Source organism: Parabacteroides sp. AF19-14 (assembly GCF_003635485.1).
In the GTDB taxonomy this organism is placed as follows: Bacteria; Bacteroidota; Bacteroidia; order Bacteroidales; family Tannerellaceae; genus Parabacteroides; species Parabacteroides distasonis.
In genome coordinates this window covers 29,991-42,233 of record NZ_QTMJ01000010.1, presented here as the reverse complement: position 1 = coordinate 42,233, position 12,243 = coordinate 29,991, and the positions used below count along the sequence as shown (strand labels likewise).

Here is a 12,243-nt window from a genome sequence, read left to right as displayed (position 1 = left end):
AAAATTATTTTTTATTTGTCCACAATCCTTTAAAAAAATCAACGGTGGCTTTCAGTTGACCTTTTATGCTTTTGGAAGTCGTTCCGTAACTAACACCTTCACCCGACAGTTTTTCCAAAAAAGGCAATACTTCTTCCTGCGAGGACAGATTGTATTTGGCTTTTTCAGATACAATTCCAACTTTAACTGTTATGGCGGATACTGGAAGAGCCCGGAACATATCCTCATCCGTCGTGTCATCTCCCATTGCTAGTATAAAATCATAGCGGGAAGCCAATAATAGGCGAGCTACTTCCGAACCTTTTGTGCATTCTGGAGATTTTATTTCCACGACTTTGTTGCCCTGCATGATTTGTAATCCCTTTTTCAGGCAAACAGGCATTATAGCCTTTGTTAGCTGTTGCGCTCTCAGCTCTCCCAGCCAGGCGTCCGATTCTCTATAATGCCAGGCAAGAGCAGCTTCTTTTGTCTCAAGATGAGAGTACGGGGTTTTGCTTACAAACAAATTTAGAATAAACAATAGCTCCGAATCCCACTCTCGATTGCCTATGTTTTTATGCCATGCGCCTTTTTCCTTGTAAAATGCACCATGCTCGGCGGCAAAAGACAGAGGAAGATCTCCCAGCCATTTCTCCAATGTATAGTGGTCCCGCCCGCTATTAATGGTTACATGATTCCGAGAGTCAGAACAAAAACGCTGTAACAGGTCTCGTAATGCAGGTGTTGGAACTGCATCTTCCGGATGATTTTTGAATGCAGTTAATGTTCCGTCGTAATCCAGCAAAATCAAGCGCTTTTTCGCTTGGTCATATAATGTTTTGATTTCGTTCTGGTCTTGTGCGGAGATCTTTTTCTTTTGTAATCGTTTGTTTTTCTCTGCGGTCTGCCGCCATTCTCTCATGAAATCCGCAGCCCATTTGTTTACGGTTTGAACCGAAAGGATGGCTTGCATTCGCTGAAGCCTTTCTCTTTGTTCCTCCAATGGCATTTTCAATGCACGGCAAATGGCTTGTTCGATCTGGTCCGTGTCGTTTGGATTAATCAATAAAGCATCAGACAATTCAACCGAAGCACCGGCCATTTCACTTAAAATGAGTACCCCCGGATTATCTTGTTTGGTAGCGACATACTCTTTTGCCACAAGATTCATACCATCGCGCAAAGGGGTTACCAAGGCTATATCGGCAACATAATACATCGCTACTAATTCCTCAAAAGAGAAACCGTGATAAAAATAACATACCGGAGTCCAATTCATGGTAGAGTAAGTTCCATTGATAGAACCGATCTCCTCGTCTATTTTGGTTTTCAATTCGGCATAACTGCCTACATGGTCGCGAGAGGGGACGATAACCATCGCCAATGTCACTTTCCCGTGATATTCCGGATGATTTTTCAAAAAAGAGGCGAATCCGTAAAGACGGTGCAATATTCCTTTGCTGTAATCCAGTCGGTCTACCGATATGATTAACTTATGATCTCCAAATAGAAGTCGTGTTTTCTCTACTGCGTGGTGGACTTTGTCATCAGCTATCACATTGTGATAAAGATCATAGTTTATCCCCATCGGTAATGCATCCACACGGGTTACACGATCATTCATTTGAACTTCATCCAGATTGAAATTCTTATGAAGGATGCGTTCCGTCGCACTGATGAAATGACGCATATAATCGTGAATGTGAAAAGCGACAAAGTCGGCTCCCAAAAGTCCGTTCAGGATCTCGACCCTTTCGGGCAGAATCCGGAAAAGTTCATGTGAAGGGAACGGAATATGGTGGAAATACCCGATATGAAGGTTGGGAAACTTCTCACGGAGCATGCCCGGCAACAGCATTAACTGATAGTCCTGTACCCAAACCCAATCATTAGGTTCAACTATCCGAGATATCTCTTCACAAAAAACAGCATTGACTTCCCTATATGATTCCCAAAAGTTCTTTTTATATAACGTATAAGCAAAAAAGTAATGACAGAGGGGCCATAGGGTACTGTTGCTATATCCTTCGTAGTAATTTTCATACTGCCTGTCGGATAAGAATACCGGATGATAATTATTTTTTTCCAATTGACTGCAAATGTCATCTTTTTCCGTCTTTTGTTCTACGCAGACGCCAGGCCAACCAATCCAATGTTTTTCACAATCAACGTCCAATGACTTCAAACCTGTAGCCAGCCCTCCTTCGCTCCGTGAAAAAACAAATTTTCCATCGGAGGAACGTGTAACTTTTACAGGCAACCTATTCGAAATGATAAATAATCTCATATTTGAAATATTATATACAACACAAAGCAAAATCCATACCAATTTGTATTTGTCATTGATAAACAGATGTTTGCAAATAGGGAAGCCTAAGTAATATTACCAAAATGAAAAAGTGTTTTTCATTTTAGTTGTTTTTTTTACTTTCAATTTAGAATTGATATTTTTAATCTATTGATATATAGTGATTTATGTTTATTGTTCTTAAATTGGTCTGATTTTGGCATTATCTTTATCAGTTTAGATTTCCGAAGAAAGTATCATTAATATTCATCTTCGGTTGTCTGCTATAAGAAACAATGTAGAACAACAAAGAAACAAAATGGTATTTTTTATTTATCAATTAGGCTCGCTTGCCTCTGTATGGGCAATCAGCAATTTAATAAAAAAAGATGTTCCTCAAAGGATCAAAAACAAGATTATCGTTCTGTTACTAGTAACAAGCTGGATTGGTGTTTTTGGATATTTTTTCATTTTGAAAAACAGGATTGAAAAATGGTGGCCTTGCAAGAAGTATTTGGTTGCCCATAGAAGGATATAAGTTTCATATTATATATTATTGCAATTAAAGTTGTTTTATGTGTACCAAAATCTTTTTCTCCATTCATTATGTAAAGATTTGAATTGTTTTTTTCTTTTTGAGCCGTGGATATAATTTATTCACGGCTTATTTAAAAGATTTAATTTCAAAAATTAGGATACAAATGGAAAAGAATATGCGGATGAAATTTTTGAAGCAACGGATAACGGTAATATTACTGTTTGTGGCTAGCGTATGTATATGTGGTAACATCAATGAATTCTATTTCTTCGAAAATGATTATTATTTTAAATATCTGCTGAATACTTTTACAGGAATCATCCTTTTGACAGGAATTGCCTATTTATGCTATCCTCAAAAGAAGACAAATCAGGAAAATGAATTGGTGCTGAATGAATACAAACTGGTGTATGAAACGGAGTCTACCGCATCGCAATATTTTATTTCTGATACAGAAGCTTGGAACACATTAAGAAAACAATTGAAAACAACAGCTCGGGGACATGCTATTTTATATATCAGCGAAAGTTGCGAATTGCCTATAATCAATAACACGATTTTAGCTAAAAAGAGAAATTTCGATTGTTGGAAGCCTGTCTGTGCAGGGCAGATATCTAAAGATTTTGGTGAGATTTAAAGTGATCATAAAAAATATATGGCAGCCATAAAACGATGTCCATGGAAAGGAAATGTCAATTATCTGAAAATATGGGGAATAATATTGAATTGGACCTAATCAGCGTTGAAAAGCACCTCATTCAGAAAGTTCTCCAACATACCAACGGATACAAACCCGAAGCAGCTCGTCTTCTTGGGATAGGCTTAACCACACTTTATAAGAAGATGGAAGCCTATGGACTATAATGTGGAACACTTTGTTCTTGCATACCCGGTAGGTTACCTAAAACAGGCAGCTTGCCTTTTTATATACCTTTTCAAAATGAAAAGGATATTTTCATTTTGAAAAGGATTGAGCATATTACATAATAATATTATTTTTTTGATTATATAACTGATAAACAATATATTGTGCATAAACTCGATTTTTTGGCACAACTTTGGCATATAGTAGGGCGGAAAACAAATAAATAGTATTAACAATTAAAAGAGACAAGTATGGAAGATACGTTATCATTTTTGTTCTTGTGTGCTACCGGTGTAGTATGCTATTGGTTTTTCTTCAAGTGTGTGGACTGGTTTGAGAAAATTTAATGTAAGAAAGGAGAATTAAATTATGTTTTTAGCACTGTTTATACTTTGCTTATTGATCTTCGGGTATTTGATGTATGTCCTAATTAAGCCCGAAAAGTTTTAATGGTAATTATTTTTTTAAGTGAAAAGATGAATACAGAAATTTTAGGTGTAGCATTGCAGATATTGCTGCTGCTGGTTATCAGTTACCCGCTGGGAAAGCATATCGCCAAGGTGTATAAGGATGGAAACGACTGCATGCGTTTCATGGCTCCAATTGAAAGATTTATTTACAAACTGGCGGGTATCAACCCCAATGAAGAGATGGATTGGAAGGCATTCTTGAAATCTCTGCTTATTATAAACGTATTTTGGTTCTTCTGGGGTATGATCCTGTTGGTATCGCAAGGATATCTTCCTTTGAATCCTGATGGGAACAGCGGACAAAGTCCAGATTTGGCGTTCAACACGTGTATTAGTTTCATGGTTAACTGTAACTTGCAGCACTATAGCGGAGAAAGCGGTTTGACTTATTTTACACAGTTGTTCGTCATCATGTTGTTCCAGTTCATCACTGCTGCAACAGGTATGGCTGCTATGGCTGGAATTATGAAATCGATGGCTACCAAAACAACTAAAACAATCGGCAACTTCTGGCACTATTTAGTGATCAGCTGTACACGTATCCTTTTCCCGATGTCTCTGATCGTGGGTTTCATCCTGATCATACAAGGTACGCCGATGGGCTTCGACTCCAAAATGACAATCCCGACATTGGAAGGAGCAGAACAAACTGTTTCACAAGGCCCTACAGCTGCAATCGTTCCGATTAAACAGTTAGGTACGAATGGTGGTGGTTACTTCGGAGTAAACTCTTCTCACCCATTGGAAAACCCGACTTACCTGACCAATATTGTAGAATGCTGGTCTATTCTGATCATTCCGATGGCATTGGTATTTGCTTTGGGATTTTATCTGAAACGTAAAAAGTTAGGTTATGTGATCTATGGTGTAATGCTGTTTGCTTATCTTTTGGGGGTATTCTGTAACGTTCACTATGAGATGGCAGGTAACCCGAAAATCGACGAGATGGGTATTGACCAGTCTTGCGGTGCTATGGAAGGTAAGGAAACCCGTCTGGGTCCGGGCGCAACCGCTTTGTGGTCTGTGACTACGACCGTCACCTCTAATGGTTCCGTTAACGGTATGCACGACAGCACAATGCCTCTTTCCGGTATGGTGGAGATGTTGAACATGCAGATCAATACATGGTTTGGTGGTGTCGGCGTAGGTTTCATGAACTACTATGCATTCTTGATCATAGCCGTATTCATCAGCGGTTTGATGGTCGGACGTACGCCGGAATTCTTAGGTAAAAAGGTAGAAGCCCGAGAAATGAAGATTGCGACGATCGTTTCGTTGGCTCACCCGTTCGTGATTTTGACCTTTACGGCTATCTCTTCCTACGTATGGGTATATGCCCCTGAATTCGTAGAGAGCGAGGGTGGCTGGTTGAACAACCCCGGTTTCCATGGTTTCAGTGAAATGTTATATGAATATACTTCTTCTTCTGCTAACAACGGTTCCGGTTTTGAAGGATTAGGCGACAATACCTATTTCTGGAACTACACTTGCGGTTTGGCACTGATCATTTCACGTTATTTGCCAATTGTCGGACAGGTAGCTATTGCAGGTCTTTTGGCAAACAAGAAGTACACTCCGGAAAGCGCGGGTACATTAAAGACTGATACGGTTACATTCGGTGTGATGACATTCTGCGTAATCGTCATCGTTGCTGCCTTGTCATTCTTCCCGGCACAAACATTAGGCCCGATCGCCGAATATTTTAGTATTTACTAATTGACAGATTAAGAAGATGAGAAATAACAAAACTGCTTCTTTATTTCCAAAGGAGCTCGTTATAGAAAGTTTGAAGCAATCATTCGTTAAGTTGAATCCGCGGATGATGTTCCGTAACCCGATCATGTTTATCGTGGAGGTAGTGACATTCGTCATGTTGTTTGTTACGATTTGGGCTGCTGCCACCGGTGATACAACGCAAGGATCTTTCGGTTACAATATCTTAGTGTTTATTGTATTGTTCGCCACGTTGCTTTTCGCCAACTTCGCAGAGGCGATTGCAGAGGCACGAGGCAAGGCACAGGCCGACAGTTTGCGTAAGACCCGGGAAGAAACTCCTGCCAAATTGTGTGTCGGTAACAAGATCGAAACGGTCAGTTCTTCTCAGTTGAAGAAAGGCGACATCTTTATTTGTGAAGCCGGCGACACGATTCCTTCCGATGGTGAAATTATCGAAGGTCTGGCTTCTATCGATGAAAGCGCCATCACAGGTGAATCTGCTCCGGTGATCCGTGAAGCGGGTGGAGACAAGAGTTCTGTAACAGGCGGTACGAAAGTATTGTCCGACCAGATCAAGGTGAAAGTGACGACCGAACCGGGTGAAAGTTTCTTGGATAAGATGATCGCCTTGGTGGAAGGCGCTTCTCGCCAGAAAACTCCGAACGAAATCGCCTTGACAATCTTGCTGGCAGGTTTTACATTGGTATTCGTTGTTGTTTGCGGTACCTTGAAACCGTTTGCTGATTATTCCAACACGACGATTACGATTGCGGCCTTTATCTCTTTGTTCGTTTGTTTGATCCCGACTACGATCGGTGGTTTGTTATCTGCCATCGGTATTGCCGGTATGGATCGTGCGTTGTCTGCTAATGTGATCACCAAATCCGGTAAGGCGGTTGAAACAGCCGGTGACATTGATACTTTGCTGCTCGACAAGACCGGTACGATCACGATCGGTAACCGTAAAGCAACCCAGTTCTATCCGGTATCCGGCATTGACGAACACTCTTTTGTACAAGCTTGTCTACTGTCCTCTCTTTCTGACGATACACCCGAAGGTAAGTCAATCGTGGAACTGGGACGTGAAAAAGGTGTACGTGTACATGATCTGAATACATCCGGATCAAAGATGATCAAGTTTACGGCAGAAACTAAATGCTCAGGAGTGGATTTGGCAAACGGTACTCGCATCCGTAAAGGAGCTTTTGATGCTATTCGTAAGATGAGTGAGGCTGCCGGCAACAAATATCCGAAAGAGGTGGCCGATTTGGTTCAGAAGATCACGAGTAACGGCGGTACTCCGCTGGTTGTTTCACAGGATGATTTCATCATCGGTGTGATCGAATTACAGGATATCATCAAACCGGGGATCCAAGAACGTTTTGAACGTTTGCGTAAGATGGGTGTGAAGACGGTAATGGTAACCGGTGATAACCCGTTGACCGCAAAATATATCGCTGAAAAAGCTGGTGTAGACGATTATATCGCCGAAGCCAAACCGGAAGACAAGATGAACTATATCCGTAAGGAACAGGAAAACGGTAAGCTGGTCGCCATGATGGGGGACGGTACGAACGATGCCCCGGCCTTGGCTCAGGCAAACGTTGGTGTCGCAATGAACAGTGGTACGCAGGCTGCCAAGGAAGCTGGTAATATGGTTGATTTGGACAACGACCCAACGAAACTGATCGAGATTGTCGAAATCGGTAAACAGTTGCTGATGACTTGCGGTACGCTGACTACTTTCAGTATCGCTAACGACGTGGCCAAGTATTTCGCTATCGTACCAGCTCTGTTCATGGTTACGATCCCGGCATTGGCCCCGATGAACATCATGCACCTGCACAGTCCGGAATCAGCGATCCTAAGTGCGATCATCTTTAATGCGATCATCATCCCGATTCTGATCCCTCTGGCATTACGTGGTGTGGCTTATAAACCGATTGGTGCTTCCGCATTGCTTCGTCGCAACTTGCTGATCTACGGTTTGGGCGGTGTAATTGCCCCGTTCATTGGTATCAAGTTGATAGATATGATTGTAAGTTTATTCATGTAAAAGTAAAATCAATATTAAAAACCTTCCTCCCTCTGTATGAAGATAGGAGGAAGGTTAAAAAAATAAAACAATAATTCATTATGATATCAAATCTTTTTAAATCATTAAGACTGACAATTGCATTTTGTTTGTTCTTCAGTGTTTTCTACATTTTCGTTTTGTGGTTGTTTGCCCAAGTGGCAGGACCGAATAAGGGTAATGCCGAACTGGTTACATTGAATGGAAAAGTAGTGGGGGCCGCCAATATTGGTCAGAATTTCACGCAAGATATTTATTTCTGGGGACGTCCTTCCCATGCCGGTGACGGTTACGATGCATCCAGTTCGGCAGGTAGTAACAAGGGACCTTCCAATGAAGAACATTTAGCTTTGTTGGAAGAACGTATTGATACATTCTTGGTTCATCATCCTTACCTAACCCGTGAAAAAGTTCCGGCTGAAATCATCACGGCCAGCAGTTCCGGTTTGGATCCCCATATCTCACCGAAAGCCGCTTATGCACAGGCCAAACGTGTAGCGGACGCTCGTGGATGGTCGGAAGAAAAGGTAATGGGTATCGTCAATTCTCATGTTGAGAAACCGTTATTGGGTATGTTCGGAACGGAGAAAGTAAATGTATTGAAATTAAATGTTGCGCTTGATCAAGCATCAAATAACAAATAACAAATTTTTAATAAGTCAATTAGATTTAGGTTATGAAATCATTCGTAAAAAAAGTAGCAGCCTTGGCAGTTGTATTCTCAATGGCATCTTCTACGTTGGCTAATGCACAGGAAGAGGATGGTAAAGTAAGTTTTTCTGTACAGGGAGATTTGGTAAGTTCCTATATTTGGCGTGGTTTCTACCAAACTGGTGCTAGCTTCCAGCCGACACTATCACTGGGGGTAGGTAATTTCTCTTTGACAGCCTGGGGATCTACCGATTTTCAGGGAGCAAACTCTACATCTATGCCTGCTGCTAAAGAGATAGATTTAACGGCAGCGTATACATTCGGATCAGCTGGTCCTACATTGTCTGTCGCTAGCTTATGGTGGGCAGGGCAAGGCTCTTGCCGTTATTTTAACTTCAAAAGCCATGAAACAGATCACCATTTTGAAGCAGGTTTGGCTTACACTTTACCTATTGAGAAGTTACCTTTGTCTATCACTTGGAATTTCATGTTTGCCGGTCAAGACAAAGATGAAAATGGAAACCAAAACTATTCTTCTTATGTGGAGTTGAATTTTCCATTCACAGTGAAGGGCGTCGATCTGAATGCAACTTGTGGTGTTCTTCCGTATGATGCGGGAATAACTACGTATGGAGGTGATGTAAATAGTGGATTTGCAGTAACGAATGTTGCATTGAAAGCAACGAAAGATATCAAAATCACGGATTCTTTCTCATTACCTATTTTTACACAGGCAATTTGGAACCCTCGTATGGAGGATGCCCATCTTGTCTTGGGAATTTCTTTAAGACCTTGATATAATAATACGCATGGACCGAGAACAAAGTGTACAACATTTTTTAGATTTGTTGAAAAAGTCTCGTCGTGGCAATTTTAAAATCTACATCGGCATGATTGCCGGTGTAGGTAAATCGTATCGGATGCTATCTGATGCCCACCAATTACTGGAAAGCGGTATCGATGTCAAGATCGGTTATATAGAAACACATGGGAGAGTCGAGACGGAGGCTTTGGTGGAAGGATTGCCTATCATCCCCCGCCGCAAGATATTTTATAAAGGAAAAGAGATCGAAGAGATGGACTTGCAGTCGATTCTCAGTATCCATCCTGAAGTTGTCATCGTTGACGAATTGGCTCATACCAATGTCGAAGGCAGTAAGAACGAAAAGCGTTGGCAGGATGTCATGGATATACTGGATGCCGGTATCAGTGTGATCACGGCGGTCAATATTCAGCATATAGAAGGACTTAACGAGATGGTGCAGGACGTGGTTGGCATTGAGGTCAAGGAACGTATTCCTGATATCGTACTGGAGCAGGCTGATGAAGTGGTCAACATAGACCTTACCGCTGACGAATTGCTGGCTCGGTTAAAAGCCGGAAAAATATACAAACCCGATAAGATACAAACAGCATTAAATAATTTCTTTAAGGCTGAACATATTCTTCAGCTTAGGGAGTTGGCATTGAAAGAGGTAGCTTTGCGGGTAGAAAAAAAAGTGGAGAATACCATTCCAGAGAATCTCGGCGTACGCCACGAAAGGTTTATGGCCTGCATCAGCAGTAATGAGAAAACTCCCCGTAAGATCATACGGAAAGTCGCACGGTTGGCAACCCGATATAATTCCAAGTTTTTTGTACTGTATGTACAAACCCCAAGAGAAAGTTCCGACAGGATTCCGTTGGCAAGTCAAAGGCATTTGCTTAACCATTTCAAGTTGGCAACGGAACTTGGAGGAGAAATCATTCAAGTGCAATCCCCACATATAACGGATGCGATCGTACAGGTTTGTAAAGAAAAGCAAATCAGTACGCTATGTATCGGACGACCAGCTTTAAAATATCCTTCCGCTATCCTTGCGATGGTTCACTATCGGAACATGTTAGAAGAGTTGGCTCAATTAGGCATTGATTTAATAATATTAGCATAAAAATCCTTCCATGAATATGAATATAAAAACAAAGTTGACTTATGGGATAGGACTTTTATTTGTCCTGATCACTTTATTAGGTGGATTGGCTATAAAAAACATTCATAATGTATCGGATGACACGCAGAATATCCTAGCGGATAATTACAATTCACTCCTTTATTCCCGTCAGATGCTCGAGTCACTGGATGCCATTCGGGAAAATCCGAATGCCCGAAAAGAGTTTGAGGCCGGGTTGGAAGCTCAGAAAAAAAATTTGACAGAGAAGGATGAAGACATACTGACTAACCGATTAAGTTCGAACTGTGAAAAGGCGTTGGATGACATGGATGATGAATCGATTCGGCAGATACGCCAGACGATTTATACCATTATGGCAGTCAATATGTCTGCCATTTATGAGAAGAATGAAGTGGCTGTCCACACGGCGGAAAGGTCTCTCTTTTGGATCTGGACGGTAGGGATCGCTTGTATCGTGATCGCCTTCCTCTTTCTGGCTCGCCTGCCACGCTCGGTCAGCGTACAGATCCGGAAATTGACGGATGGCATCAAGGAAATCACCAATGCCAATTACAGCAAACGGCTTAATTTGGGCAATGAACCGGAGTTTAAGGAAATAGCCACGTTGTTCAACGAGATGGCCGAGCGCTTGGCCGAATACAGGAACAGTTCGCTGGAAGATATCCTGCAAGGGAAAAAATATATAGAAACAATTATCAACAGCATTGCAGAACCTATCATAGGCTTGAGTAAGGAACGGAAGATTTTGTTTGTCAATGACGAGGCTTTGACTGTTTTGAATTTGACACGGGAAAACATTATCGACAAACCGGCTCCCGAAGTGGCGTTAAAAAATGATCTGCTGCGCCGTTTGATCCGCCAGTTGGTACATCCCGATGACAATAAGGATCCGTTGAAAATCTATGCGGACAACAAGGAAAGCTATTTTCAAGTAAAATACATCCCGATCAACGTTAACAGGCAGACTGGACTGGAGAGTAAGTATGTCGGGGATGTGATCCTGTTGAAGAACGTGACCGAATTTAAAGAAAAAGATATTGCAAAGACAACCTTTATTTCAACGATCTCTCATGAACTGAAGACACCGATATCGGCTATCATGATGAGCTTGGAACTGCTGGAAGACAATCGGTTCGGAAAACTGAATACAGAACAGGAGAGCCTTTCCAAGAACATAAAGGAAAATAGCGACCGTTTGTTGGAGATCACTGGCGAATTGTTGAAGATGTCACAGGTAGAAAGCGGTAAGCTCTACCTGAATCCGAAGATTACCAAACCGATCGAACTGATCGACTATGCCATCAAGGCGAACCGGGTACAGGCCGAGCGTTTTAACTGTCAGATCGAAGTGGAGTATCCTGAAAAGATCACCAAATTGTTTGTCGACAGCGAGAAAATTGCTTGGGTTGTGACCAACCTGTTATCGAATGCCATCCGTTATTCGTCGGAGAACGGACGGATTATCATCGGTGCACGACAGATCGACAAAGCCGTCGAGATCTATGTCAAGGACTTCGGAAAGGGCATTGACTTGCGTTACCACGAAAGTATTTTCGACCACTATTTCCGTGTGCCGGGAACAAAAGTACAAGGTAGCGGTTTGGGACTTGCCATCAGCAAGGACTTTGTGGAAGCTCATGGTGGTACGATCCGTATCGAAAGCGAAGTCGGTAAAGGTAGCACGTTCGTGATCAGATTCAATGTATAAAAA

9 protein-coding genes and 1 pseudogene are annotated in these 12,243 nt (G+C 41.7%); 9 read left to right on the top strand and 1 reads right to left on the bottom strand.

What is annotated here, in order from left to right; genetic code table 11:
* Positions 1–4: 4 nt before the first annotated feature.
* Complete coding sequence (locus DWX33_RS11470; protein WP_121961336.1) at positions 5–2,266, bottom strand: bifunctional alpha,alpha-trehalose-phosphate synthase (UDP-forming)/trehalose-phosphatase; 2,262 nt, start codon at positions 2,264–2,266, stop codon at positions 5–7.
* 701 nt (positions 2,267–2,967) lie between these two features.
* Between DWX33_RS11470 and DWX33_RS11460 the strand changes: the two genes are divergently transcribed.
* From DWX33_RS11460 to DWX33_RS11420, 9 genes and pseudogenes are all read left to right on the top strand, one after another.
* Positions 2,968–3,441 carry a hypothetical protein gene (locus DWX33_RS11460; protein ID WP_005868619.1) on the top strand — a complete coding sequence of 158 codons (474 nt, stop codon included), beginning with the start codon at positions 2,968–2,970 and terminating at the stop codon, positions 3,439–3,441.
* A 92-nt stretch (positions 3,442–3,533) separates the two neighbouring features.
* A pseudogene (locus tag DWX33_RS11455) lies at positions 3,534–3,668 on the top strand (helix-turn-helix domain-containing protein); the annotation flags it as partial.
* 370 nt (positions 3,669–4,038) lie between these two features.
* Complete coding sequence (locus tag DWX33_RS23165; protein ID WP_080504992.1) at positions 4,039–4,119, top strand: potassium-transporting ATPase subunit F; 81 nt, start codon at positions 4,039–4,041, stop codon at positions 4,117–4,119.
* A 26-nt stretch (positions 4,120–4,145) separates the two neighbouring features.
* Positions 4,146–5,855: a potassium-transporting ATPase subunit KdpA gene (gene kdpA / locus DWX33_RS11445; protein ID WP_122379047.1), complete on the top strand. Its 1,710-nt coding sequence runs from the start codon at positions 4,146–4,148 to the stop codon at positions 5,853–5,855.
* 16 nt (positions 5,856–5,871) lie between these two features.
* Positions 5,872–7,911, top strand: a complete 2,040-nt coding sequence (kdpB, locus tag DWX33_RS11440) for a potassium-transporting ATPase subunit KdpB (RefSeq protein WP_122380438.1) — start codon at positions 5,872–5,874, stop codon at positions 7,909–7,911.
* An 80-nt stretch (positions 7,912–7,991) separates the two neighbouring features.
* On the top strand, positions 7,992–8,573 hold the full coding sequence (locus DWX33_RS11435; RefSeq protein WP_044546536.1) for a K(+)-transporting ATPase subunit C: 582 nt from the start codon (positions 7,992–7,994) through the stop codon (positions 8,571–8,573).
* 32 nt (positions 8,574–8,605) lie between these two features.
* Positions 8,606–9,376, top strand: a complete 771-nt coding sequence (locus DWX33_RS11430; RefSeq protein ID WP_005868608.1) for a hypothetical protein — start codon at positions 8,606–8,608, stop codon at positions 9,374–9,376.
* A gap of 13 nt (positions 9,377–9,389) precedes the next feature.
* Complete coding sequence (locus tag DWX33_RS11425; protein WP_005868607.1) at positions 9,390–10,511, top strand: sensor protein KdpD; 1,122 nt, start codon at positions 9,390–9,392, stop codon at positions 10,509–10,511.
* Between the two features lie 10 nt (positions 10,512–10,521).
* Entirely contained in the window at positions 10,522–12,240 is a 1,719-nt protein-coding gene (locus DWX33_RS11420; protein WP_121961406.1) for an ATP-binding protein, read from the top strand.
* Positions 12,241–12,243 lie beyond the last annotated feature (3 nt).

Coding starts and splice junctions, on each gene's coding strand:
- kdpB (WP_122380438.1), top strand. CDS start 5,872: ATGAGAAATAACAAAACTGCTTCTTTATTTCCAAAGGAGCTCGTTATA.
- DWX33_RS11430 (WP_005868608.1), top strand. CDS start 8,606: ATGAAATCATTCGTAAAAAAAGTAGCAGCCTTGGCAGTTGTATTCTCA.
- DWX33_RS11460 (WP_005868619.1), top strand. CDS start 2,968: ATGGAAAAGAATATGCGGATGAAATTTTTGAAGCAACGGATAACGGTA.
- kdpA (WP_122379047.1), top strand. CDS start 4,146: ATGAATACAGAAATTTTAGGTGTAGCATTGCAGATATTGCTGCTGCTG.
- DWX33_RS23165 (WP_080504992.1), top strand. CDS start 4,039: ATGTTTTTAGCACTGTTTATACTTTGCTTATTGATCTTCGGGTATTTG.
- DWX33_RS11425 (WP_005868607.1), top strand. CDS start 9,390: ATGGACCGAGAACAAAGTGTACAACATTTTTTAGATTTGTTGAAAAAG.
- DWX33_RS11435 (WP_044546536.1), top strand. CDS start 7,992: ATGATATCAAATCTTTTTAAATCATTAAGACTGACAATTGCATTTTGT.
- DWX33_RS11470 (WP_121961336.1), bottom strand. CDS start 2,266: ATGAGATTATTTATCATTTCGAATAGGTTGCCTGTAAAAGTTACACGT.
- DWX33_RS11420 (WP_121961406.1), top strand. CDS start 10,522: ATGAATATGAATATAAAAACAAAGTTGACTTATGGGATAGGACTTTTA.